This is a genomic window from Shewanella donghaensis, assembly GCF_007567505.1.
Lineage (GTDB): Bacteria > Pseudomonadota > Gammaproteobacteria > Enterobacterales > Shewanellaceae > Shewanella > Shewanella donghaensis.
Genome location: NZ_CP041783.1, coordinates 4654016 through 4681015 on the forward strand (window position 1 = coordinate 4654016; position 27000 = coordinate 4681015).

The 27000-nt window shown below is 37.8% G+C and carries 15 protein-coding genes; all 15 read left to right on the plus strand.

All coding sequences use genetic code 11. The annotated features are described in order from the left end of the window. The first annotated feature begins 55 nt into the window (after nt 1–55). The 15 genes from FPK91_RS19885 (at nt 56) to FPK91_RS19955 (ending at nt 26985) form a co-directional block, all read left to right on the plus strand. A complete protein-coding gene (locus tag FPK91_RS19885; RefSeq protein WP_144213690.1) occupies nt 56–8509 on the plus strand; it encodes a putative Ig domain-containing protein in 8454 nt (2817 codons plus the stop codon). An 87-nt stretch (nt 8510–8596) separates the two neighbouring features. Continuing rightward, complete coding sequence (locus FPK91_RS19890) at nt 8597–11794, plus strand: CRTAC1 family protein (RefSeq protein WP_227006633.1); 3198 nt, start codon at nt 8597–8599, stop codon at nt 11792–11794. A gap of 135 nt (nt 11795–11929) precedes the next feature. Continuing rightward, complete coding sequence (locus FPK91_RS19895) at nt 11930–14005, plus strand: thioredoxin domain-containing protein (RefSeq protein WP_158638103.1); 2076 nt, start codon at nt 11930–11932, stop codon at nt 14003–14005. Nucleotides 14006–14175: 170 nt separating this feature from the next. Then, nucleotides 14176–15081 (plus strand): sulfate adenylyltransferase subunit CysD, encoded by a 906-nt coding sequence (cysD, locus tag FPK91_RS19900; RefSeq protein ID WP_144213694.1) that lies wholly within the window; start codon nt 14176–14178, stop codon nt 15079–15081. 91 nt (nt 15082–15172) lie between these two features. After that, nucleotides 15173–16585 carry a sulfate adenylyltransferase subunit CysN gene (gene cysN, locus FPK91_RS19905; RefSeq protein ID WP_144213695.1) on the plus strand — a complete coding sequence of 471 codons (1413 nt, stop codon included), beginning with the start codon at nt 15173–15175 and terminating at the stop codon, nt 16583–16585. Nucleotides 16586–16737: 152 nt separating this feature from the next. Then, nucleotides 16738–18465, plus strand: a complete 1728-nt coding sequence (locus FPK91_RS19910; protein ID WP_144213697.1) for an SLC13 family permease — start codon at nt 16738–16740, stop codon at nt 18463–18465. Between the two features lie 18 nt (nt 18466–18483). Continuing rightward, nucleotides 18484–19128, plus strand: coding sequence for an adenylyl-sulfate kinase (cysC, locus tag FPK91_RS19915; RefSeq protein ID WP_144213699.1), 645 nt, complete (start codon nt 18484–18486; stop codon nt 19126–19128). A gap of 8 nt (nt 19129–19136) precedes the next feature. Next, nucleotides 19137–20099: a DHH family phosphoesterase gene (locus FPK91_RS19920; RefSeq protein WP_144213700.1), complete on the plus strand. Its 963-nt coding sequence runs from the start codon at nt 19137–19139 to the stop codon at nt 20097–20099. Nucleotides 20100–20125: 26 nt separating this feature from the next. Next, nucleotides 20126–20458 (plus strand): hypothetical protein, encoded by a 333-nt coding sequence (locus FPK91_RS19925; RefSeq protein WP_144213702.1) that lies wholly within the window; start codon nt 20126–20128, stop codon nt 20456–20458. Next, nucleotides 20455–21438 carry a glycosyltransferase family 2 protein gene (locus tag FPK91_RS19930; RefSeq protein ID WP_144213704.1) on the plus strand — a complete coding sequence of 328 codons (984 nt, stop codon included), beginning with the start codon at nt 20455–20457 and terminating at the stop codon, nt 21436–21438. The genes FPK91_RS19925 and FPK91_RS19930 overlap by 4 nt, the downstream gene beginning before the upstream one ends. Nucleotides 21439–21443: 5 nt before the next feature. Then, on the plus strand, nt 21444–22334 hold the full coding sequence (locus tag FPK91_RS19935) for a glycosyltransferase family 2 protein (RefSeq protein ID WP_144213706.1): 891 nt from the start codon (nt 21444–21446) through the stop codon (nt 22332–22334). Between the two features lie 162 nt (nt 22335–22496). Further along, the gene (locus FPK91_RS19940; RefSeq protein ID WP_144213708.1) at nt 22497–23465 is read left to right on the plus strand and encodes a Wzz/FepE/Etk N-terminal domain-containing protein; all 969 of its coding nucleotides are present in this window, start codon (nt 22497–22499) and stop codon (nt 23463–23465) included. After that, entirely contained in the window at nt 23465–24790 is a 1326-nt protein-coding gene (locus tag FPK91_RS19945) for a flippase (protein WP_144213710.1), read from the plus strand. The genes FPK91_RS19940 and FPK91_RS19945 overlap by 1 nt, the downstream gene beginning before the upstream one ends. Then, the gene (locus FPK91_RS19950; RefSeq protein WP_144213712.1) at nt 24787–25845 is read left to right on the plus strand and encodes a nitroreductase family protein; all 1059 of its coding nucleotides are present in this window, start codon (nt 24787–24789) and stop codon (nt 25843–25845) included. Before FPK91_RS19945 ends, FPK91_RS19950 begins: the two co-directional genes overlap by 4 nt. Beyond that, the gene (locus tag FPK91_RS19955) at nt 25846–26985 is read left to right on the plus strand and encodes a polysaccharide pyruvyl transferase family protein (protein ID WP_144213714.1); all 1140 of its coding nucleotides are present in this window, start codon (nt 25846–25848) and stop codon (nt 26983–26985) included. It abuts the gene before it with no gap. Nucleotides 26986–27000 lie beyond the last annotated feature (15 nt).

Below are 27000 nucleotides of genomic sequence, written 5' to 3' on the forward strand. Positions count from 1 at the left end.
AGATAATGTTAATTCATTATGCAAAAAATCAGAATAAGTAGAAAAGGATGCCTTCATGATTAATCTGTTAATCAAAATAAACGCTCGTTGTAACGTATTTTATGTAGGTTTTTATTGCTTATTAGTTGCTTTTTCTAGTGTCACATCAGCTGCTAGTTCAGATCTAACTATTTCTGGTGACTTCAGTAGTACGACTATTGGTAGTGGTAATATTAACTCTTTGACACTGACCTTAGATAATCAAACTGGTGGCTCCTTATCTGGTATAAACTTTTTAGCAACCATTGATGACCCATCCTTTATGGACTTTGCTGAACCAAGCAATGTTTCTACTAATTGCTCTAGTGGTAATTACTCTTTTACTGCTACGGAGTTCAGTGTAACGGATTATTTGTTAGTCAGTGGTGAGTCTTGTTATTTTACCCTTGATGTCACTGCTAGTCATACTGAAGTAGATGAGAGCATTGAGGTGCTTGGGGTTACAGTATCTGATTTATCTTCAAGTGCTGGCGCAGGTACTAATCCTGCAGGGCCCGTACAGTTATCTATTGACCCTAACTATATCAGAGCTTCGCTTGCTGTTTCTAATGCGTCATTGTCCGTTGGCAGTGTTAATACTGTGACTGTTTCGATGGCTAACTTACCGCTCTGGTTTGGCACACGATATTACACACCAACAGGGACAATTAACCTACCAAGTGGGGTGTCTGTTGCTTCTCCTGTTAATTTTACCACAACTTGTGGAAGCCTTGTCACTAATAGTAATACAGCTGGAAGCAGTAGTTTTGTACTTCCATTTAGCTCTTTCGCTGATTCTACGAGTTGTGAGATCACTTTTGATATAGTGGCAAGTACTGCGGGTACGATGGAACTTATTAGTGGGGGTCTTTCTAATCCTGCAAATGGCCAAACCATAGGTAAAATCAGTACTGCTTATGTATCCCAATTAAGCTTCATTAATGCTACTTTTTCTCCAACAGCTTTAGTTCCGGGTGGAACAGGTACGATAGAAGTGTCTATCTTAAATACTGATAGAGCTAATCCTGCCACAAATATTAGCTTTGCCGATGATCTGGATAGCGTTTTAACTGGTCTTGTTTCGACTGGGGATTTAAACGATGTATGTGGTACAGGGTCCTCTTTAACTGGAACAGGTCTATTAACCTTTTCTGGCGGTAGCCTCGCTGCTGGCGCAAGTTGTGATTTTAGTATCAATGTGGCTATACCAAGCAATGCAGCGCCTAATAATTACATCAACACCATTTCAGCAATTAGTTACGAGCTCGATGGCTCGACCATTACTCCTGATGATGCCTTAAGTACGTTTACCGTCAATAGTGCTCCTGCGCTGTCTATTTCGACTAATCAAAGCGGCACTCCAACGACATCCGTTGCGGCAGGTGATGTGATTAGTGTTGAGTATGTTCTGACTAACGTCGATGGCGCTAATGCAGCGTCTTCTATATCGATGACTCATGAGTTGACGGGATTGCCCTATTTTACAGCAGCTGTTCCAGCTGACAATTTTTGTAACGGTAGTGGAGTTGCCACTTTTGCTCCGACCTCTAATGATGTTTATAGTTTTGTTGCTCCTTCTGTGTCTTTCTCTGGCTTGGGTCTAGCTGCTGGCGCTAGCTGTACGTTTAGTGTTGACTATACTGTCCCTGATGATTTTAATGCAGGCTCGTACCTTTTCTCAGTAGGTGCTATCGATGCGACCATAAATAGCATAGCAGTACAATCACCAGCTCCATCAGCCTCGAGTGCTTTTACTGTCGATGCAGCCCCACAGCTGACAATGGTATTTAACCCTGGGGCTGTTGCTCCAGACAGTGCATCTACTATCGAGTTTAAAATTAGCCATGGTGCAGGTTCTACCTACAATGCTAATGATATTAGTTTTAGTCTCGATTTAGATTCGGTTTTAAGCGGAATGACAGTGCAGAGTTTACCCACGGAACCATGTGGAGTAGGTTCTGTCATTTCAGGTACTTCTACTCTAACATTGGCATCAGGCTTATTGACTCCTGATGAGACTTGCGAGTTTTCTGTCCCTGTTGCGGTGCCTGCTAATGCCATATCCGGCTCATATACGTTTAACAGTTCAATATTAACAGCATCAATAAATGGGGATACATTAACTTCTGCTTTGGCATCGTCTGACTTGCAGGTAACGAATGTTACAGCCACAAAAAGCTTTTCTCCTAGTACGTTAAGGGTAGGTAATGTCGCTACTGAAATTACAAGTGTTTATGTGATTAATAATGCAGATGCCATTCACCCCGTCACTGATATTTCTTTTACAGAGCAGTTTAATAGTATATATAGCGGTGTCACGGTGACTTCTGTCAATCAGGCTGATGTTTGTGGGACTGGCTCCTTAGTTATTGTATCAGGCTCAACACTCATTCTTGCTGGCGGAGCACTCGATCCACTCACAAGTTGTACGTTTAATGTAACACTTAGCCTGCCTGCTGATATGCCAGCCAATGTTTACGCTAATACTAGTTCTGCAATAACAGCGACAGTTAATGGTAACAATACAGTGTTCGAGGCCATGAACGCGAAATTTACTGTTAATGAAATCTCAGTCCTTACCTCTATTGATGTAAGTAGCCCAACTTCAGCAACATCAATTATTATGTCGATAAATTTCTCAGAAGATGTACAGGAATTTATTGAAAGTGATATCAGTGTTACCAATGCCACATTAAGTAATTTTACCGTGGTTTCTGCTAGTAAATATACTGTTGAAGTGACGCCTCAGGTCGGAATCGTCACATTGAATATTGCCGCTGGTGTGGCTAAAGATATATCGGACGCGACGTTAACCAATACGAGTGCAGTGCCGATATCGTTTGAATATCAGTTAGCCCCTTCATCGCCGACACCAAGTATTGCTATATCGGCCCCATCGTCTTTATTAAACGATGCCGATGAGATTACCTATACGGTTACTTATACCGATGCAGAAACAGTTAATTTACTCGCTGGCGATATCACTTTCAACAAGACTGCTGACAGTAATGGCAATGATGATGCTCATGCTAATGTTTCGATTTTAAATGGTGATGAAACTACTGCGACGGTGGTGTTGAGTGGTTTTACAGGTGACGGTGCTTTGGGGATCAATATTGCTGCAGAAACCGCGCGAAATAATACTAATCTTGCGCCAGCCGCAGGCCCTTCGAATGTTTTTATTGTTGATACCCATCAACCGACTGTAACTTTATCTACATCATCGAATAATCAAATTGACGATTTTAGGTTAGGTATTGTTTTCGAAGAGGCGGTTACCGATTTCGATATTAGTGATATATCAGTGACAAACGGTACTCTGTCTGACTTTCAAGCTGATGATGCTCTGAACTATTCAGTGTTAGTCAGTGCTACAGGTGAAACGACGATTTCGCTTGTCGTTGTCGATAGTGTCGCTAATGACAGTGCAGGCAATGGTAATAGTGTTTCTAATTCTGTGACCGTTAATTATGACGACATAATGCCGACTGTAAATATCACAGGCCCTGTTGGCCCTGTGACTACTGGTTTTACTGCAACGATTGATTTCTCAGAGGTCGTCTCAAATTTTGTTGAAGCGGATATTCAGTTCACCAATGCAACATTATCGAGCTTTAGTGATGTTAATGGCCAGCAGTATACTGTTTTTGTCACGCCAATCACTCAAGCTGGTGTTGAACTTTCAATAGATGCTTCCATTGCTATAGATAACTTAGGTAATGATAATACGGCTTCTAATAGTTATAGCGTTATTTATGACTTTAATGATGCACCATTTATTAGTGGAGTCCCCGCGACATCTATAAATGAAGATGCTAGTTATTTATTTTCACCGAACTACAGCGATGCAGATGTTGGCGATACACTTACTTTCAGTATTATTAATAAACCGACATGGGCCACTTTCAGTGCTATTGATGGCACATTATCAGGTGTCCCTACTAACGATGATGTTGGAATAAACTCTGGCATTATTATAAGCATTTCAGATGGGGCGTTGCCTGTTGATTTAGCTGCTTTTGATATAGAAGTTATTAACGCTAACGATGCGCCAACTATTTCAGGTGTTCCAGCTACTACTGTGAGTGAAGGGGAGGTATATAGCTTCACGCCTTCAGCAGATGATATTGATACAGGCGAAACATTAACCTTTAGCATTGCGAACAAACCTAGTTGGGCGACATTCAATTCAGCTGATGGAACGTTGACAGGTTTACTTGCCAATGAAGATGTCGGCACCACTTCTAACATTATTATCTCTGTATCTGATGGTGATACCTCTACAGCTCTAGCTGCCTTTAGTATTACAGTTGAAAATGTAAATGATGTGCCTACTATTGCTGGCTCTCCTAGTTCCTCTGTTGATCAAGATACTGTTTATAGCTTTATACCCACAGCAAATGATATTGATACTGGTGATAACTTAACCTTTAGCATTGTTAATAAGCCAAGTTGGGTGAGCTTTAGCTCAGTAAATGGTTCAATCACTGGTACCCCATCTAATGATGATGTTGGTACAAGTACAGGTATTGTGATTGCAGTCTCTGACGGTACTGTTTCAGTGCCTTTAGCAAGCTTTAGTATCACAGTCGAAAACGTTAATGATGCACCAAGCATTTCAGGCTCACCAAGTTTGACCGTTAATCAAGATTCAGCGTATAGCTTTACTCCCATAGCGAATGATGTTGATACGGGTGACAACTTAGCCTTTAGTATCATGAATAAACCCAGTTGGGCGAATTTCAGCTCAGTAAATGGTGCGTTAACGGGTACACCATCTAATGATGATATTGGAACGAGTACAGGCATTATTATTGCCGTCTCAGACGGAACGGTTACAGTACCTTTAGCAAGCTTTAGTATCACAGTAGAAAACGTTAATGATGCACCTAGTATTTCTGGTTCACCGAGTTTGACTGTTAACCAAGATTCCGCTTATAGCTATACTCCAGTAGCGAATGATGTTGATTCAGGTGACAATTTAGTCTTTAGTATTATTAATAAACCCAGTTGGGCGAACTTCAGCTCAGTAAGTGGTGCGTTAACGGGTACGCCATCTAATGATGATATTGGAACGAGTACTGGCATTATTATTGCGGTCTCTGACGGAACTGTTTCAGTACCTTTAGCAAGCTTTAGTATCACAGTAGTAAACGTTAATGATGCTCCTACTATCTCAGGTGCACCTAATTCCAAGGTCAGTGAGGGTAATACTTATAGCTTTACTCCAATAGCGAATGATATTGATAGTGGTGATAATTTAACCTTTAGCATTGTTAATAAGCCTAATTGGGCTTTATTTAGCACTGCGGATGGTTCTTTGACTGGTACACCTCAAACCAGTGATATTGGAATAGCTACAGGTATTGTTATCAGTGTAAGTGATGGTGAATTATCAGCGTCTTTATCGGCTTTTTCTATTGAAATAGTTAATGTCAATGAAGCCCCTATGATAACTGGTCTTCCAACGATTCAAGTTGAAGAGGGACAGTTATATGAGTTTGTTCCTACAGCCAGTGATGTAGACGTTGATGATGTATTAACATTTAGTATTGTAAATAAACCGAGTTGGGCATCCTTTGATACGGTAAGTGGTTCACTTACTGGTACTCCAGAAAGCTCAGATATCGGTATAACGACGAATATTAAGATTTCAGTTTCAGATGGTGAATTAGAAGCGTCATTAACTATATTTAGCATTGAAGTTGTAAACGTTAATGATGCACCAGAAATTTCTGGTTCTCCACAAACTATGGTAGAACAAGGCCTAAGCTATAGCTTCATGCCTACAGCAACAGACAAAGATAGCGATCCACTTAGCTTTAGTATTGTTAATCAACCGAGTTGGGCTTCTTTTGATAGCACTAATGGTTTGTTATCGGGTACACCGAGTAGTTCTGATATTGGGATTACATCAGCTATCGTTATTACTGTTACTGATGGGGTTGAGAGTGCATCTTTATCAGCCTTCAATATTGAAGTCGTTAATGTGAATGATGCTCCTGAAATATCGGGTGTTGCAGCAACTTCAGTACTTGAAGATCAAAACTATTCCTTTACTCCTACTGTTATAGATAGTGACGACAATGACAGTTTAACCTTTAGCATTACTAACAAGCCTGAATGGGCAGTATTTGATGAGCAATTAGGTCTCTTATCTGGTACACCTGATAATAATGACGTTGGTGTAACTGTTGGTATTGAAATCTCTGTTACTGATGAGGCTGGTGAAACCGATTCACTTGCTCCATTTAGTATTGAAGTTATTAATGTGAACGATGCCCCAGTATTTACTTCTACTCCTGTTACAGAGGTGATTGCAGAGCAAGAGTATGTTTATCAATTAGATGCTGAAGATGTCGATGAGTTATATGAATTAACATATAGCTTAGTTTCAGGACCTGCATGGCTTAGCATTACTTCTAGTGGCTTAGTGGAAGGCCTAGCACCAGCAGATGCAATTGGAGATATTTTTAATGTTGTTGTTGCTGTGACTGATGGGGAATTAGACAGTCCAGTGTTGCAAGAATATACACTTTTAGTTATTGAACCTGGCAGTACGGAATTGCTGGTAGATGTTTACTTTACTCCGGCTCCAGTAGCGCCAGAACAGTCAATTAGTCTAATTGTTGAGCTAAATAACACCGGTCTAACTGATGCTGAAATGGTATCTTTTGATGTGACTTTTTCTGAAGGGTTAACAATATCATCGCTACCTTCTGAATGTTTTAATGTTGGCGCTCTTGTTAGCTGTTCACTTGATGATGTTATTACAAGTGATGTACTTTTCTCAGCTGTGGTAACGTTATTAACTGGAAATGAAAGTGGCTTTGAAACTGCAAAGGTGGATGTGTCAGCGGATAATATTGAGCAATCAATCTCTAGTCAGGCACAAGTCTTAGTAGCTAATTCCCTTTCGAAAAACGCTGGTGAGTTGCTCTCTAGCATTCCTATGACTGTCGGTTATGCAGCAGATATAAACGATGATGATTTAGTTGATTTAATTACGTTTAACCAAATAACAAACCAGCTCGAGTTACGTTTTAATGATGGACTAGGACACCTTACTCAAGAAGAAGCTATTGCCGTTAGTTCACCTGTTACTTCTGTTTTAGTGGTAGATATTAACGGTGATGGTAATGCTGATATTATTACGACAGGAGCGAATAAAGGGAGTAATGTCGCTTATATGTTAGACAGTAACCAGAAGTTGCTTAGTCAGGAGCTTTTGGATGCTGTTAATGCTGATGTTGCAATGGTTGCAGACTTCACTGGAATGGGGCCACAGTTAATTTTGGCTGGCATATATCAAGCAGAGGTTGCGATATATTCAGGCATTGGATCTGGTAATACCATCGTAGAAATTGTCAACTTTTTTGACCTTATTGAGTTACAGCAACTTTCTTTAGAAGCCAGCCTGATATCTCAAAGAAGCCTGAACAAAGAAGAAGAAACCTTAAGTGTTAATTCAGAGTTACAAGGCACCAACAGTATTTCGAATATTAATGTTGTAGAAATTGAACAGGTTCCTTATTTGTTGATTTCTAATGCTGAGTCAGCCCCCATTTTAGCTCAATACACAGAAGGTGAGTGGCTATCTGAAAATGTCGATAATTTACCTAGTAAAGTCGAAAGGATTATCCCAACAGAGCTGAATGGTAATGAAGATATTGATGGTTTTGTTTTTCACGATGGGCAATGGTCTTTAATCTTTGACTTATTGTCTGATGCTCCTCAAATAAGTTCGGTAAGCTTTCCTATGGCAAGCGACATTGTCGTTCATGATATAGATGATGATAATGTGATTGAAATACTCTTTGTAACACCACAGGGAGTAAGTATTTGGCATTATTACTCATCGGAAGACATTCGTAGTGGTGATAGCGTAATTGTGGGAAATGAGATTGCAGCAGTGTTGTTACTTGATGTTGATACTGACGGTGATATGGATATGGTGACCTTAGATGCCCAAGATGGTGTCAATTTGTGGTACCTAACAAGTGCTGCTAGTTATGGAGGCCAGGAAATTGATATTAGTATATTTGCTGAAGCACCAAACTTTCCTCAATCAGATCAAACTGGACCAGTTGAATTTATCATATCTAATAATTCATTAATGGAAAGCGATGAGCTTGAACTGATGATTAACGCAGATTCAGCAGTTACGTTCAGTCAGCTTCCTACTGGGTGTAATTTAAATGACTCTGGAGTTACTTGTGGCATTTCTCAAATTCAACCCGCTGAACAGGTATCGATAATTATTTGGGTATCAACTAATAATACTGGTACTTATTCGATAACTGGCCAAGTCACCGTATCTGATAATGACTTTAATGCAGAGAATAACGATATAACTATTAGTTTGTTAGTACCTGAAAAGCCGAAAAAGAAAAGCAGCAGTGGTGGCATGATGTCTTGGTGGACAATATTGCTATTGCTAATGTGGGTATTATATAAGCAGCAAAGGCGTTTTAGTATAGTGAGACGTTAACAATGAATGCCGATGTACTATGTATATCGGCATTTTATTAATTTAGCAGTAATGAATTTTGAACTATAAAAATGATATGCCATATCAATGGCAATGGAGAAGATCATGGGCTGGTATAACTATGGGAAAAATTCCGAAGTTAGTTTTACACCACTTTTTATGTTAAAAGGGCTGTTTTTAAATTGCTTAATTTTGTTTATTTTAACTATTGATGTCGTTGCTTCTGAGTTCGAATTCGACCCTATTGATGACGGTATTTTAAAGTTAATGGGAAAACTTGAATCTGACAAAGATCCCAAGTGTCATGCTACAGCAACAAGGTTAGAAGGATTAATTTACGGCACGCCGCTAAGTGAAGATGCCAGGTACGCTAAAAGTGAGTATCAGAAACTATTAATTAAACGAATTTGGAAAAAGGCTGCACAATCTACATCTCAACATCCATTATCAAGAAGTGCCGTTGAACTAACTACAAACAAGCTTTTTAGAACGTCTTTAGATAACAACTCAAGCTTGCCTATTTGGAAAGTTGAAGTTGGAAACAAAGTCATTGAAATAACTGAGCGTGACCAACAGCATTACGGGTCGATAGCTTATACGCTAAGAGCAATGTTGGCAGCACAGCAAGATGTTTTATTAGACTTTGAAAGTGAATTACCAGACCTTTCTGATGATGCTGCTAGCTACTTAACTCAACAAGTTGATTTAGTCACTTTATCTTTATTAAAGTTAGCGGACCAAGAAGCCCGTATAGAAGATAGTTACGAAGTAACAGCTGTTTATATTGAGCAAAGTTGGCGGACTTTGTTTCCTACTTTAGATGAAAAACCGCAGGTAAATACACTTAAAATAGAGGGCAGAAAAGTAAATTCTGGATTATTCACAAAGTTAATTGAGCAAAAAATTACAGCTTTCTCACAGTACAATGATGTCAATCAAACTTTGTTTCTTAGAAATCTACAAGTATATTTTGCAAAGTTATCCATGCCAGCATCTGAACAAGAAATAGCAGATTTTAAACAATACTTTACAGAAGCGATGATTGCTTTTTCTGGAACATTATATTTGAACTCACAAGCTCAGGCTCAAGCAGGTCAAACGATCAAAGAGTCAAATGTAGCTGATGCAATTGCTTATTTATTACCGCATGAAGTTAATGAATATGAAGATGTTATTTTTTACCCCAATTATAAAGAAGAGAAAAAAATAATCATTGAATCCTATGATATGGATGCATTTAGAGATTCGGGCCTTCACTGGGTCTATCTGAAAGAAGCACTAAAAGATGCTAAAGACATGGTTAAACTTGAAGCAGATCCTTTTGCGGCAGAATTATTAAGTGAAGCAATAGCCCATTATGGGGTACTTTTATTACGAGAAGCTGGAAAGTTAGGAAAGGCTAATAACCAGTCTACGCTTTCAGCGGATCTTATCGAGAAAAGTTATCAAAAAATTAATTTTGATATTGAGCTATACACAAAATATAAACCTGATGACGAGTTGAAAACTGAAATAGTATCAGCTGGTACTGACAGCCCAAAAACAAAGAGTGATGTACGCTACTTTAAAAATGTCACAGATTTACAAAAGTTTGCAATTGAACATAGATCATCTGACTGGCTAAGTCGCCAACTACGGAGCTACTTAGAAAAAGATGCCGACACCGGAATTATCACTATTCCGCCAGCTTTTGGTGGGAGTGGTATTGCTGCTGAAGATATCAATGGAGATGGCTTTGTAGATATTCTAGTGTTGAGTGGACTTGGTAATAAGTTATTTTTAAATAACGGTAAGCAGTTGGTCGACATTACTAAAAAATCTGGATTGAATAACATTAGTAGACGAGCAGGTTCTCAACATAGTTCGGGAGAACCAAGGCAACCATTAATTGCTGATTGGGATAATGATGGCGATCAGGATATTGTCATTACATATGTTGATGAGCCCCATCATGTATATAGAAATAATGGTAAAGGCCAATTTGAAGATCTTACTATGTCAGTTAATTTAGGTGGTTCAGGCTATGTTGGTGGGCCTGCTACTACGGTGGATATAAATAATGATGGACTGTTAGATATTTATATTCAGTATTTTGGAAACTATTTAAAAGGAGATTTACCAACCTTAAAACGTAGAAATGATAATGGTGGTGAAAACGTTTTATTTATTAATAAGGGTAATTTTACATTTGAAAAAGTAGAAGGAGCCTTAGGTGCTAATAATACGGGATGGGGGCAGGCTGTTACTCATACCGATCTTAATTTAGATGGTTGGCAAGATTTAATTGTAGGAAATGACTTTGGGGTTAATGCCTATTATATAAATCAGCAAGGCAAAGGCTTTAATGATTATGCGAGTAGTATCGGAACTGATAAGCCTTCGTATACGATGAATCTAAGTCTTAGTGACTTAAACCGTGACGGTATTGCTGATATTTATGTCTCAAATATTGTCACTATGAACAAAGATCAAAAGTATGTGCTGCCCACTGAAGATACTACTGCTGAATTCAATCCTGAAAAATTAGCGAATATGCGTGTTGTTGAAGGCAATGATTTGTTCTTATCGGCTAAAAATGCGAAAGGTGCTTTGAAATATCAACACAGTGATTTGGTCGGGAGGGGTTACTCCTCTACTGGCTGGGCTTGGGATGCTGATTTTTTTGATGTTGATAATGATGGTGATGAGGACCTCTATGTTCTAAATGGTATGAATGATTATTATGTGTACTCTAAAAAGAACCCTTATTATACCGATCCTATGACTGGAGAAACTCTAGATGTTGATTTCCCTGATGCAGCCAAAGCTAGCAATGTATTTTTCTTAAATACAGATGGGAAACTCAAGAATGTTTCAACTATGAGTGGATTAGACTTTATTGGTAATTCTAGGTCCGCGAGTTACTTTGATTTAGATAATGATGGTGATCTTGATGTTGCTGTTAATAACTATCATGACACTGCTCAACTGTTTTCTAATCAAGCCCAACTATTAAATAATAATTGGCTAAAAATATCTTTGGAAGGCTCTCCTGAAAATGGGGTGAATTTGGATGGAATTGGAGCTCAAGTTATTGTCCATACCGATGATGAAGGTTACAGTTGGCGTCAGGTTACTGGCAGTCAGGGCTATATGTCAGTTCACCCGAAAGAACAGCATATTGGTTTAGGTAAGGCTTCAGTTGCTGAGGTTACTGTAATTTGGCCAAATGGTAAGCGACAGAATTTCACTAAAGTAGATGCAAATCGCCGTTATACGATTTCTTATCCAAAGAATACAAACTAAATTTTTATGATTAACTTTCTGAAAAGTATAAAGGGGTTGATACTAGGGGGCGCATTCTGCTTATTGGCTACCTCTATTAATGTGTTGGCCGATGAAGAACGCATGAATGCGTATATACAAGTAAAAGATTGGCTAGTGTCACAACAAGTGATATCTGATGATTCTGGTGATCCTCAACACCTTAATGCACTTATAAACGCAAACTCTCCTTATTTACTAAGCCATGCATTACAACCTATTGACTGGCTTGAATGGCGTTCCGATTTTAATTTAGGCAGCGGCAACGATAAAAAATTACTTTTTATTTCAATAGGATATTCTACTTGTCATTGGTGTCATGTGATGGCGCAAGAGAGCTTTAGCGATGAGGTCATCGCCAATATTTTAAATAAGAGCTATGTCAGCGTTAAAGTAGACCGTGAGCAATGGCCTTTAGTAGATAATCGGTTTAAGTCAGCACTAGAGGCTATGAAAGGCGATGCTGGTTGGCCTATAAATGCTATATTAACACCTGATGGACAGTTAGTTTGGATTGACTCATATGTTAATAAACAAGAGTTCAATAAGGTACTTAAGGGGCTGGCTATTCGTTGGCAATCAAAGCCATCTTCGGTTATAGCGCTCGCAAATCGAATTGAAGAAAAATTACTACTAGATAAACCTCCAGTGCTTTTAAGTAAGAGTATAAATTTATCTAGAAAAGAATGGCAACAATGGCTACTTCAGATTCACAATGATATTTCCACTGGGCTAGCAAAACAGCAAGTTGCGAATGGACCTAGATTTCTTCGGGCCTATTGGGCAATTGGTTTATTAGATGACTATTTAAGAACTGATAACTCATTATTCTTGAATCAAGTAAAGTTACATGTTGACAAAATATTAGCTAGCCCAACTTATGATGCTGTTGACGGCGGTTTTCATCGTTATGCGGTGGATTCAAACTGGCAAGTACCACATTATGAAAAAATGTTATACACGCAAGCAAATATGATGCGTGTCTTAGCCAGATTGTATGCGGTAACTGGCAACATTAAGTACGATAGGGCAATCATTCAGACGGCCAAATGGACAGAGCAACGACTTGGACAGCTTAATGGGATTGGCTCTGCGATGTCTGCAATGTCAGAGAACGTTGAGGGTTTGTATTATCAAATGACACCTTCGCAGCTTCTAAGTATCGATTTATCGAAAGATTGGCCTAATAGCCAAGCTGTGCAAGAAATGGTGAAGCAAAGGCAAGATCGAATTCCACCTCCAATTGACGAAAAAGTCATTCTTAGTTGGAATAGTTTGTATATTGTTGCTCTATTAGAGGCTTATCAAGTTACAAGACATATTCAGCTACTTAATTCTGCAAAATTAATATCACAACAACTTTGGAATAACCTTGTTAAAGGTGATCTGGTGTACCGCAGTGCGTTTGCCAACAATGTTGCTATCGACGCTGAAATTGAAGATTTAGCTTGGTTTGCTACATCTCAATATATGTTAAGTTTTTATGAAAACTGGTCAAAGGTTGATAGTAATACTTCAGATAACAGGATCAGCCCATTGTCACGGGCTGAGTTTTTATTGAATAAGGTGAAAATACGACTGTCAGACCTTAATGAATTAAATACAGTCCTTAATTTAAATCGGGATGGAGAGTTGCCTTCAGCTCGATCTGCAACTTTCTCTGCTTTAATTCTTGGTTACGAATTGGGATATAACCGTCAATATCAGCATTATGCTACAGCTGTTAGTTCGATAGGTTTGAACAGCCATTCTCAATTAATTAATGAGTATTCTTATGTCATTCAACAAGCAAAAATTACTGAAAACGTGCAAGTTAATCAAGCTAGATTTGCCCGAGGAAATGGGAAGGTAACGGCTAAAATCATAGGCAATCAGATTAACTTATATTTTTCTTTAAGAAAAAACTGGCACATTAATGCACATAAATTAACTAATAATAAGTTTATTGCAACTAATGTCATAGTAGATTTAGAGGAATCGAAAGTTATATTCCCTGAACCTGTAAAAAAGTTACTTGGGTTTGATGATTCTTACCTTGCGCTATTGGAAGGCGATTTTATTGTTAGCATTGTGGACGTTGAAGAAAACCTAAAGTCTGTAAATCTGCAACTTACTTTACAGGCTTGCTCAGATAGTTTGTGTTTGTTACCTGAGGTAATCTCTATATTTGTTAATTCTCAACCCCAGACATAACTTTTAATTATAATAGTGTTTTTGCTACAAAAATAAATTTAATATCACCTTTTGTTATATAAATCTTCATGATTATAACTTTTAAATGTTGCCTGTGGTGGTATGATGTAACGCAAATTTGAGGAATGCCTCAAGCATTTGTCTTCTTTAAGTTGGATACGGAACTCTATATGTCAGTTAATCTTACCCATTTAAAACAGTTGGAAGCAGAGTCTATTCAAATCATGCGTGAAGTCGCTGCTGAATTTGATAACCCTGTAATGCTTTATTCAGTCGGTAAAGACTCTTCGGTCTTGTTACACCTTGCAAGAAAAGCTTTTTACCCCGGTAAAATTCCATTTCCATTGATGCATGTCGATACCAATTGGAAATTCAAGGAAATGATTGCATTTAGGGATCAAATGGCTGAAAAGCATGGTTTTGATTTAATTGTCCATAAGAACCCTCGTGGCTTAGAGATGAATGTTGGTCCATTTAGTCATGGTAGTGCTAAGCACACCGATATTATGAAAACAGAAGGCCTGAAACAAGCTCTTGATAAGCATGGTTTTGACGCTGCTTTTGGCGGGGCGAGGCGCGATGAGGAAAAGTCTAGAGCTAAAGAAAGAGTTTATTCGTTTAGAGATAGTAAACATCGCTGGGATCCTAAAAATCAACGTCCCGAATTGTGGAATATTTACAATGGCAAAGTTGATAAAGGAGAAAGCATTCGTGTTTTTCCATTGTCGAACTGGACCGAATTAGATATTTGGCAATATATTTATTTAGAGAGTATCGAGATTCCTTCTTTGTATTTAGCTAAACCACGCCCTGTGGTAGAGCGAGATGGAACACTTATCATGGTTGATGATGAGAGAATGCCAATAGAAAGTAATGATGTAGTAGAGCAGAAAATGGTACGTTTTCGTACTTTGGGCTGTTATCCACTAACTGGTGCAGTAGAGTCTCAAGCAACCACGCTTCCCGAAATTATTCAAGAAATGCTCCTTTGCACTACCTCGGAAAGGCAAGGCCGTGTCATTGATAATGATTCTTCGGGCTCTATGGAGAAAAAGAAGATGGAAGGTTACTTTTAAAACTTAAATCTATTCTCAATAAGAAAAAATTATTAAAATTTAAGCGATTTAACACTACTAGTGTTAAATGGGTAGTTGCAGAGGAAGAAACATGAGCGATAGCGCCAATTTAATTGCATCAGATATTGAAGCTTATTTAAAAGTACATGAAAACAAAGATATGTTACGAGTATTAACTTGTGGCAGTGTTGATGATGGTAAATCAACGTTGATTGGTCGATTGCTTTACGATAGTAAAATGATTTTTGAAGATCAAATGGCAGCGATTGAAAAGGACTCTAAACGCTTTAATACAACTGATAACGCATTTGATTTAGCATTATTAGTTGATGGCTTACAGTCGGAACGAGAACAAGGTATTACTATTGACGTTGCCTATCGTTATTTTGCTACCGAGCAACGTAAGTTCATCATTGCTGACACTCCAGGTCATGAGCAATATACACGAAATATGGCCACTGGAGCTTCAACTTCTGATCTGGCAATAATTTTAATTGACGCAAGGCATGGTTTACAAGTTCAAACTCGTAGACATAGCTTTATTTGCTCTCAGCTTGGTATTAAGCACGTTATAATAGCAATAAACAAGATGGATGCTGTAGATTACGATCAATCTGTTTATCAAAAGATAAAACAAGAATATCGTGAATTTGCAGAACAATTATCGTTTGATGACGTTCGATTTGTGCCTATTTCAGCTTTAAAAGGCGATAACGTTGTTAATGAAAGCGAGAGCATGAATTGGTATCCCGGCTCTACTTTATTAAAGCTGTTAAACACAGTTTCAGTTGCACATGATCTAAGTGCATCATTCAGGTTTCAAGTTCAATATGTAAATCGTCCTAATCTAGATTTTAGGGGTTTTTGTGGAACGGTTGCTTCTGGTGAAATTCGAGTTGGTGATACCGTAGTATCATTACCCTCAGGTAAAGAAAGCAAAATTAAGTCTATTGTAACTTTTGAAGGTGAAATCGAGAAAGCTTCAGCTGGAATGGCTGTTACTTTAACCTTAATTGATGAGATTGATGTTAGTCGTGGGGATATGTTAGTCAGACCTCATGATCAACCTTCATCGTCAAGCCATTTAGAAGCAGATGTCGTATGGATGGCAGAAGAGCCACTACAATTAGACAGAGAGTATGCTTTTAAACTGGGAAGTAAAGCCGTTTACGGTTATGCGGATGCGATTAATTTTAAAGTTGATGTCAATACCTTAGAAAAACATGCTGCTCAGAAATTAGCTTTGAATGAAATGGGTAATTGCAACTTTACAGTCACCTCACCAGTTCAATTTGATGCTTATAAGACAAACAGAACCACTGGTGCATTTATCATTATTGACCGTTTGACAAATGTCACAGTCGGTGCGGGAATGATTCGTTCTGCAATTGATAGTGTTAATGAAAAAACTACTCATAGCTATTCAGAATTTGAATTAGAAATGAATGCTTTAGTTCGTAAACACTTTCCTCATTGGAATTCGAAGGATATTTCAAGAGGCTAAATTATTGTATGAGAAAAGTCTCATATTCTAAATACCTCTATGATGTTTAAAGTCGCTTTTAGTAATCTGATGATTTACTTTAAGCGACTTTTCTTTATAAAAAGTCACTGTATATTTCGGATTTAATATTACTGTCTGGTTAACTAAAAATTATGCCAATTGAGATTTACACAACTGTATTTATTTTCATTATAACCATTGCAGGGTTAATTCGCTTTCAACGAAAGCCTGCAGCAGTTTTAGGTAGCGCTTTACTTGCATTAACAATGTTAGGGCTTGTCAGTAAAGAGCAGCTTTTAACGAGTATGGTTAATCCTGGTTTAGTGACTTTAATATTATTGATTCTTTGCTCTTTTGCGCTAGAAAAAACGCGTTTTTTACGCATTATTGCAGCCAAAGTTATGGTTAATTCTTATCAGTCTACTTGGCTACGTTTATTTGGTATTACAGCCTTATGTTCCGCATTTTTGAATAATACAGCCGTTGTCGCGACTTTAATTTCTCCTATTCGGAATAATCCACATCATAGTGCTAGTAAATTGTTGCTTCCTCTATCTTATGCAGCAATTTTAGGAGGAACTTTAACTTTAATCGGTACTTCTACCAACCTCATTGTAAACAGCCTCTTTATTGACGCAACTGGCTCAAGTCTATCATTTTTCTCGTTTACTTTACTTGGAATTGCTTTGGTTATTGGGTGTGGGATTACTTTGGCTTTTTCATCTAGATGGTTACCTGATATTGATAGCAATGAGCTAGCCTACAAAGGTTACTTTATTGATGCCAAAGTTAAAGCTGGCTCTGAATTGATTGGACGTTCAGTCGAAGTAAATGGCCTTCGCCATTTAGAGTCTTTATTTTTAGTTGAAGTAGTTAGAAAGGGGAGGTTAATTACTCCCGTTAGCCCTTCTGAAATTTTGCAAGAAGGAGACCGATTAGTTTTTAGTGGTGATATCACTAAAGTGATGCAAATTAGTCAGTTCTCAGGACTAGAACTGTTTGCTGACAAAAATGGCTTATTGGGTACTAACCTGACAGAAGTGGTTGTTAAAGAAGAGAGTGTGTTAGTTGGGAAAAACCTTAAATCATCTGGCTTTCGAGCTTTATTTGATGCTGCGGTAGTTGCTATTAGTCGTGACGGGTCGCAAGTGTCGGGTAAGTTAGGGGAAGTTTCTATCAAAGCAGGAGACTTTCTAGTACTTGCGATAGGCGACGATTTCAGTACAAGAAGAAACTTAACTAAAAACTTTATTTTGCTTAGTGGGGTTGCTCCTGAAACTCGAATCAGTGGTATGCGAGCATGGCTGGCTACATTAGGTTTTATTACCGTTGTAAGCTTAAGCGCTCTTGGTTTTATTGATATGCTCCTTGGTTTATTAGCATTGCTAGGTGCATTGATCTTCACTGGAAGCTTGAATACCAATGAAATCATCAGGCGATTCCCTGTTGACATATGGGTAGTTGTAACCTCTGCCATTTTAATGTCTCAAGCACTCGTTAATGCTGGTGTTGATAGTACAATTGCGCAGTGGGTTTCAGGATTTACTAGTATGGGGCATGTCTATATAGCATTAGTTTGTATTTATATATTAACGTGGTTACTCACTGAGCTAGTGACTAACAATGCCGCTGCTGCACTGATGTTTCCTATTGCATATAGTATTGCACTAGGCTTTGGAGTTGATATTATGCCATTTGTTATGACTGTCGCATTTGCGGCTAGTGGAAGCTTTATAAGTCCGTATGGCTATCAAACCAATTTAATGGTTTTCAATGCTGGTCAGTATCGACTTACTGATTTTATCAAAGTGGGTGCTCCAGTAAGTATCGTTTATGCAGTTATTGTCATTATCGGCATTCCATTATTATTTCCCTTTTAGTCTAATTTAAGGATAGGTATGACAGATACACCTTACGAAGAAGTTACAGATATAGATACGAAATCATCTGATGTTATATGGCATAAAGCCGATGTTTGCTCTTCAGATAGGCAGCTTCTAAATAGTCAAAAACCGGTTGTACTTTGGTATACAGGACTGAGTGGTTCAGGAAAGTCGACAGTGGCTAATGCAGTCGATAGAATGCTTTTTGACAAGTCTTGTCATACATATGTGCTTGATGGTGATAACGTTCGCCATGGCTTAAATGGTGATTTAGGCTTTAGTGATACCGAACGTGTAGAAAATATTCGCCGTATTGGTGAAGTTGCTAAATTATTTGTTGATGCAGGCATCATTGTTTCGACCGCTTTTATATCACCATTTAATGCTGATCGAGAGTTAGTAAAAAACTTGCTCTGTGAAGGGCAATTCATCGAAGTGTTTATTGATACGCCTATTGAAGTTTGTGAAAGTAGAGACCCTAAAGGCCTATATAAAAAAGCCAGAGCAGGTGAAATTAAGCATTTCACAGGAATTGATTCAGTTTATGAAGCCCCCAAAGTAGCAGATATTCATGTTAAAACATCTGATCAATCGATAGAGGATTGTGCAAAACAAATCGTATCTTATCTTCTTAGCAATGGTTACATAAATAAAAAATAGGCTCTTGAATGATATTTGACGTATTTAATGGTGATGCTGATGGAATTTTTTCATTACTTCAATTAAGAAAAGATAACCCAAAGAACAGTATGCTAGTTACGGGTGTTAAACGTGATATAGCTTTGGTTTGTAAGGTTGATAAAAATATAGCAACTCATGTCAATGTGTTAGATGTATCTTATGAAAAAAATGAATCTGCAGTTAAAGCGGTATTAAACGAAAATATTTCTGTTTTTTATGCTGACCACCATAGAGCGGGGAATATCGTTGAATCTCCGTTGCTCACTGCCTTAATAGATACTCACCCGAACACTTGTACCGCATTAATTATAAACGATATGTTAAGAGGGAAATATCACCAGTGGGCAATTGCTGCGGCTTTTGGTGATAACCTTAATGAAAGAGCATTTTCATTATCTGAGCAACACGGTTTGAGCACTGAACAGGCTAAGCAGCTTCAAGAACTGGGCGTGTTAATAAATTATAATGGGTATGGAGCGACTGTAGAGGACTTGCATTATCATCCTGCAGAACTTTATAAAAGTTTGATAGAATTTGAAACGCCATTTGACGTCATATCGAGCACAAACTCACCTTTTTCAGTCTTGAAAAGCGCATATTCAAAAGATATAGCGAGAGCAAGATCAGAGAATGCCAAATACAATTCTGATAGTCTAATGCTTATAGAGCTACCGAATGAAGCTTGGTCACGAAGAGTGAGTGGAGTGTTTGGTAATATGTTAGCTAATGAGTCGCCTCAAAAGGCCCATGCTGTGTTGACAAAAAATCCAAACGAAGATACTTATACAGTTTCTTTAAGAGCCCCAATGTCAAATAAGCAAGGTGCAGGCGACATTTGCGCTAAGTTCATTTCAGGAGGTGGAAGAGCTGCTGCAGCAGGAGTTAATGCCTTGCCTTTTGATGAAGTTCAACGCTTTATTCTAGAAGTTGAGTCTCATTATAAGCCCTGAGGGGGATAAATGATTGGTAGTTTTTCATGTTAATCGCAGAACTTGAAAATGCTGTAAACATTATTGTAAATGATCTAAAAATGTTAGTTGATAAAGGTTATTGTTCTGTTGAATTTGAAACATATTTTACAGAGAAAGTCATTGAGCAGTTAGAACAACTATCATATGAGTACCCAATTGAGACTAAAAATATCCCTATTCAAGAGAAAGCTAGGTGGGGTAATTTCTGGCGAGTTAGTTACGATGATAACTTGTTCATTAATCTTAACTTTACGATAAAATTATGCAGTAGAGCTGGCGTTATTCTTGAAATATCTTCGGTTAGTGGAATGCAAAATATTATAAAGAAACATAGATGAATTTAAATAGTAAAGTACAAGTGTTATTAGCGTCATACAATGGCGGATGTTTCATCGAGGAACAAATAGAAAGCATTTTTTCGCAAAAAGATGTGAAAGTATCTCTTGTCATTCGAGATGATGGATCTACTGACAATTCTATTGAAAAAATTACAAAAATAAATTTAAAGACTGAAGATTTTACCATTTTAAGAAATGAAGGTTCAATTCATGGGCATTTGAGCAATTTTGGAGCCCTATGTGAATTTGCTTTGAAAGGAGATGCTGAGTATTTCGCTTTCAGTGATCAAGATGATATATGGCATGCGAATAAATTAAAAACTTGTATTGAACGGTTAGTAGACATTGAAGATGAACAGTCTTCAAATACTCCTATTCTAATTCATTCAGACCTTAAGGTTGTTGATAAAAACCTCGTTGAAATCGCGCCTTCATTTATAAAATATCAAGGCATACCAGCTCCACAAAGTCAGTCTGGCGAATCCTTTCTTCATCAAAATGTAGCAACAGGCTGTACTTTTGTCTTTAATAGAGCCTTACTTGAGTTAGCTTCACCAATTCCCAAAACCGTTGTTATACATGACTGGTGGTTTGCATTAGTCGCGAAATATTATGGAGTCATTGAATATCTTGACAAGCCCTTGATCGATTACAGGCAACATGGGGGAAATTCAATAGGTGCTTTATCGAGTGATGAACAACGGAACTTTTTTAGTTCACATATTTACCGAGCATTACTTCGATATCCACGTCATTTGTCTGATTCTATATATCAAGCCAAGGCATTAGAGTTATTACCAAAAACATACATAACAGAAGCATCAGGTAAAGGTCTTAGAACTTTTTGTAAACTCAAAGAAGTTAATTTACTACAGCGATGTAAATATGTGAACAAAGTATTGGGAAAACAAAAGCCTATCGAAGAAAAACTTTATTTCTATGTAGTTATGTTTTTACTACCATTTTTCAGAGAACAATAGTTTTGATGAAAATTTCTATTTGTATACCCGTTTATCATCCTAACCTATCATACCTAAAGCAGGCTGTAGAAAGTGTACAATCGCAAACTTGCAAAGATTGGACTCTAACTTTAGTTGATGGTTCTAATGAGCCTTGTATAGAAGTTCGTGAATATGTTTCCTCATTAAACGATTCTAAAATCACCTATACAATTAATGACTTTGATAAGTCAATGGCTGGTAATTGGAATCACTGCATAGAAGTTGCTGAATCAGAACTAGTAGTATTGTTACATGATGATGACCTTCTTTTACCGAATTATATTGAAAATATAATCAAACTTCATAGTCATAGTCCAAATGCGACAGCATACTTTACTGGTGTAAAAACCATAGATGAAAATGGATTACCATGCTTAACTATGGCCGATAGAGTTAAAGGTTATTATCAACCTAATACTGATGAAATTATCCTCAAAGGTGATGACGGGCTTGCTTCAATTCTGGCTGTAAACTATTTATTTTGTCCCACACTCTGTTATCAAGTAAATAAAATACGACACTTACCCTTTAAGAAGCATTTAAAAATGGTAGCAGACTTAGATTTTTACTCTAGAGCGATGCTTAATGGTGGGGTCTTCATTGGCATTTCAGAACCTCATTACAGTTACCGTAGACATTCTGAAAATCAGACGAGTAAATTAACAATATCTACTGAACGATTTATCGAAGAAATTTCGCTTTATGATGCCCATACTCTAAAATTAGATAGATCAATGTGGCCTAAAAGCTTTCGTGAAAGTAAGTCAAAAAAGATGCTAAAACTGCATATCATTTTTTCTGCTCTATTATCTCTGCTAAAATTGGACTTCGGTCAGGTTAAACGTTTTTGTAAAGTATTATATCAATGCTTTTAACAACACAGCTTTCAACCTAAAATAATGACATTGACTCTATCATTACAATTATAGTTTGTAGTAAAATTACATTTTTATTAAGCCGTCTCTATAATTGAACAAAATATAAATTTGTTCGTTTAGTTTCAATTTTTTTCGCCTGAAAATTTAGTGTACTTATTGATGACAAACTCAAATAGACTTAATAATGAAAATTTAGCAGATTTCATTCCCCCAGAAAAAAGCCAAAATGATGTTGATTTAAAAGAACTATTTAATGCAATTTGGTCTCAGAAAATTAAAATTATTGTCATTACAGGATTATTTGCTATTGCTTCTGTCTTTGTCGCTATCAGTTTACCAAATATTTATAGATCTGAAGCCTTACTAGCTCCAGCAAGTCCGGAGCAGCAGGGAGGACTTGGAGGCTTAGCTTCTCAGTTTGGCGGCATTGCAAGTATGGCTGGCTTGAACCTGGGTGGTGGAAGCACTATTGATAATACTCAGTTAGCCATGTCCGTCTTAAAATCACGTCAATTTGTAGAAAATTTTATCAATAAGCATGATATTCTTCCAGAGTTAATGGCAGTGAAAGAATGGAACCCAAATTCTAATTCTTTGATCTTCGATGAGGATATTTTTGATGCTGCGACTAATAAGTGGGTTCGTGATGTCGATCTACCAAGACTTCCCCAACCTTCGACTCAAGAAGCTCATAAAGTCTTTAATAATATTATTTCTATTCATCTGGATAAAGATAGCGGCTTAATACGTGTTGCTGTTGAGCATATATCTCCCACTGTGGCTAAGTCATGGGTCGAACTATTAATTGTCGACATAAATGCAGAAATGAAAAAAAGAGATGTTGAAGAAGCTGAAAGAAGTAGAGACTTTTTACAACAGCAAATTGCTGCAACTGACGTTGCTGGAATTCGGACTATTTTATATCAGCTTATTGAAGAGCAAATGAAAACAATTATGTTTGCTGAAGTGCGCGATGAATATGTATTTAAAACAATTGATCCAGCAATTGCACCAGAAGAAAAAATTAAACCCAAACGCGCTTTTATTTGTATCGCTATTACCCTTTTAGGTGGGTTATTAGCCACAGGTGTTGTTGTGTTACGTTTTTTTTGGTGTAAACATAACTAATGTCACCATGGGTTAAAAAAATCGTTGCAAATACGTCTTGGATGTTGTCTGAGAAAGTGATTTCCATGTCAGCCAATCTATTGGTGAGTCTAGCGCTAGCCAGAAGCTTAGGGCCAGAAGGCTTCGGTCAGTTAAGTTATTTACTGGCTTTGGTCGCCTTGGTCGCTCCGCTGGCAGCTCTTGGCTTGAATGCCATTGTGACCCGTGAGCTAATTAACACACCTGATAAAGAAAGTGAAATTATTGCTACAGCGACAGCCTTCCGTTTTATGGGGGCTTTTTGTGGCATGGTCATTTGTGCGTCTTTAGCCTATTTTGAAATTGGAGTTGAAGGCACAACTGCCAAAGTCGGTTTGGTGTTGTTAGCGTGTGCCAATCTTTTTTACGCTTTTAATGTTTTAGAGTTTTGGTTTCAAGCTAAAGTGGCTGCCAAAAAAGTTGCCCGTATGAGAATGGGGGTGATTGTCAGTTTTGCGTTAATAAAATTAATCGCAGTCGTATATAGTGCGTCACTGTTAAGCATTGTGTTAATTTTTGCTTTAGAAGTAGTGGCTTTAGGTGTTGGTTTTATCGGTATTTATTACTATTACTCTTCACCAATACGCTTTAGATATTTTAATTTCAGTTATGGACAGAGCTTGCTAAAGCAATCTTATTGGCTGATTCTATCAGGCATTGCGGCGGTTGTTTATTTAAAAGTGGATCAAGTGATGCTTGAACACTTTATCGGTTCAGCAGCCGTCGGTGAGTATGCCGTAGCCGCTAGATTGTCTGAAGTGTGGTACTTTTTTGCTGATGCCGTAGTGATAAGCCTATTTCCTGCATTATTATCGGCAAGAAAACAGGGTAAAGCGCAGTTTTATAAGCAAAAGCTACAACAAATTTCAGATTTGTTATTAGTGACTGCGTTAATACTGGCAATCTTGATATCATTTATCGCTGAACCCGTCGTTACTATTTTGTTTGGTGAGCAATATTTAGGCTCGGTTGTTATATTACAGTTACATATTTGGGCTGGTTTATTCATATTTATGAGAGCTTTAGTTAGTAAGTGGTTGCTTAGCGAACATTTGTTGCAGTTTTCATTATTAAGCCATGGCCTAGGTGCTGTAATCAACGTACTGTTAAACTTTTGGCTAATTCCTCTATATGGTGGCAAAGGCGCAGCTATAGCGACGGTTTTTTCTTATTTTATTGCATCATATGTTGCATTTTTAATCAGTCCTAAAACCCGAGAAATAGCGATGGTTATGTCCCGTTCTTTATGTCTACCTTTTACCTTAGGCTATCGCTATTGGCCTTACCTTGTTAAGAGAAAAATATGAAACAAGTGATAAAAAAACTCCTTCCTCGTAATTTATTAGGGCAAATAAAGTCGACCTACGAACAATTTGATGTCATTTTGATACAGTTATTTTCACGTAATGGCTTTTTAGCATCGGTTTATTATGCCTTTTTTAGCCAACAGTTTTATCGTGAGCACAAAGCGGTTTTACAAGGTCGTTTAGCTTACGAAGATTCGCTGAAACAAATAACAGAATCTTCTATTTTGTTACGACGTAATATACACCGTATAGAAAAAGGGCTAATTATGCGCCCTAGACGCGACATCTTTGCTGGCGGATATATTAGTGAAACGGTTGATTGTTATTGCATGGCAATCGCAAGTGTTGATCTTTGCGCTGACGAAAAGAAATGGGCTTCTGATGTGTTACAAAAGTATTTTTCTATTGTTGGGCAGGATCAGGTCATTGATGAAGCAAAAAAACGATTTGAAGCAGTATGCTTAAACTCTGAATCTGGAAGTATTCCTTATCCACATGCTGATTTGCCAGCCTGCCCGGTTGACTATGATGAGTTACTCACTTTGTTCAAAAGGCGCAGGTCGGTTAGGTGGTTTCAAGATAAGGCCGTTGATATATCTTTAATCAATAAGGCTGTAGATGCAGCCACACTTGCGCCTTCAGCCTGTAACCGTCAGCCTTTTGAGTTCCATGTGATAAGTGATACTGATAAGGCCACTGATATTGCTAATTGTGCCATGGGTACCGTCGGTTTCGCGGATAACTTACCTTGTATGATTGCGATTGTCGGTAATCTTGACGCATATCCTGCTGAGCGTGATAGACATATTATATATATTGATGGTGCTTTAGCCAGTATGCAATTAATGTTGGCATGCGAGACGTTAGGTTTGTCAACGTGCTCTATCAATTGGCCTGATATTGAATTACGTGAAAAAATGCTGATGAAAAAACTGGGTTTAGCTTATCACCAACGCGTTGTCATGTTAATGGCTGTTGGCTTTGCTGATCCTGATGGTGGTATTCCATTTTCACAAAAGAAAAACAGTAGTTTGTTAGTTAAGGAAGTTAAGTAGATGATGATCGAAATTAAGGGGTCTCAGTTCGTCAATAAAGGCGCTGAACTTATGGTACATGCTGTTATTCAGCAAATTGAACAACGCTGGCCTGATGCTGAACTTGTCATGGCTGCTAACCCTAACTCGCCTTACAAAGAACGAGCAAAATTAGGTGCTTACCAGAAATTATCAATTCGTAAAAACATTATCGATGCTAATTTTTTAAGTTACAAACTGCCGGTGAAGTTTAGGCAATGGCTAAAGCATAAGTGGGGAATAATCACCGAAGCTGATATCACTCATGTGTTTGATGCATCTGGCTTTGCTTATGGCGATCAATGGGGAAGTTTAACCATTAAAGCGTTAGCAGGTGAGATTAATCGCTCTAAAGCAAATGGACAGAATTACATTTTTCTTCCTCAAGCGCTTGGTCCTTTTACTCGTGAAAAAGATGCTAAATATCTTGTTGAAGCTTTACCTAAAGCTGATTTGATTTGTGCTCGCGAAGAAAGCAGCCTAAAACACGTTAAAGATGTGATTGGTGATACCTCTAATTTATTCCAGTTCCCTGATTTCACCAATATCGTGACAGGTGTTTTACCTGAATACTTTATTGATGGTGCTAAAAAGGTATTAATTATTCCTAATAGCAATATGGTGGGTAGCCGTAACAATCAGTCTGCATGGATGGCAAATTATTTACGTGTTTTACAGGATGCAGTAGCAATGATCAAAGAGCTTGATCTGCAGCCTGTTCTGCTTAACCATGAAGGTGCTGGTGACGGTGCAATTTGTACGCAAGTGAATGAAGCTTGCGGTGGCAATCTAGAAATGATCCACGAAACAGACCCATTAAAAGTGAAAGGCATTATCGGTGCTAGTCATGGTGTGATTTGTTCTCGTTTTCATGGCTGTGTGAGTGCATTGTCCCAGGGCGTACCTTGTTTAGGAACTAGCTGGAGTCATAAATACGAGCGTTTATATGAAGAATATTTACAAACTGAGTGTTTGATTAAGCCTGAAATAACCTCATCAGAATTGAAGTCGGCCTTTCTTTTAGCAAAAGACTTATCTAAAGGTGAAGAGCAAGTTCAAGTTCGTGAGAAATTTAAAGCATTATCGAAAACTATGTGGGAACAAGTTCAAGAAAAATGCTAATCAATATTGTTAATA

Excerpts from the sequence above, each read along its gene's own strand:
- FPK91_RS19885 (WP_144213690.1), top strand. The coding sequence starts at position 56 with ATGATTAATCTGTTAATCAAAATAAACGCTCGTTGTAACGTATTTTAT.
- FPK91_RS19890 (WP_227006633.1), top strand. The coding sequence starts at position 8,597 with ATGGCAATGGAGAAGATCATGGGCTGGTATAACTATGGGAAAAATTCC.
- cysD (WP_144213694.1), top strand. The coding sequence starts at position 14,176 with ATGTCAGTTAATCTTACCCATTTAAAACAGTTGGAAGCAGAGTCTATT.
- cysN (WP_144213695.1), top strand. The coding sequence starts at position 15,173 with ATGAGCGATAGCGCCAATTTAATTGCATCAGATATTGAAGCTTATTTA.
- FPK91_RS19910 (WP_144213697.1), top strand. The coding sequence starts at position 16,738 with ATGCCAATTGAGATTTACACAACTGTATTTATTTTCATTATAACCATT.
- cysC (WP_144213699.1), top strand. The coding sequence starts at position 18,484 with ATGACAGATACACCTTACGAAGAAGTTACAGATATAGATACGAAATCA.
- FPK91_RS19920 (WP_144213700.1), top strand. The coding sequence starts at position 19,137 with ATGATATTTGACGTATTTAATGGTGATGCTGATGGAATTTTTTCATTA.
- FPK91_RS19925 (WP_144213702.1), top strand. The coding sequence starts at position 20,126 with ATGTTAATCGCAGAACTTGAAAATGCTGTAAACATTATTGTAAATGAT.
- FPK91_RS19930 (WP_144213704.1), top strand. The coding sequence starts at position 20,455 with ATGAATTTAAATAGTAAAGTACAAGTGTTATTAGCGTCATACAATGGC.
- FPK91_RS19935 (WP_144213706.1), top strand. The coding sequence starts at position 21,444 with ATGAAAATTTCTATTTGTATACCCGTTTATCATCCTAACCTATCATAC.
- FPK91_RS19940 (WP_144213708.1), top strand. The coding sequence starts at position 22,497 with ATGACAAACTCAAATAGACTTAATAATGAAAATTTAGCAGATTTCATT.
- FPK91_RS19945 (WP_144213710.1), top strand. The coding sequence starts at position 23,465 with ATGTCACCATGGGTTAAAAAAATCGTTGCAAATACGTCTTGGATGTTG.
- FPK91_RS19950 (WP_144213712.1), top strand. The coding sequence starts at position 24,787 with ATGAAACAAGTGATAAAAAAACTCCTTCCTCGTAATTTATTAGGGCAA.
- FPK91_RS19955 (WP_144213714.1), top strand. The coding sequence starts at position 25,846 with ATGATGATCGAAATTAAGGGGTCTCAGTTCGTCAATAAAGGCGCTGAA.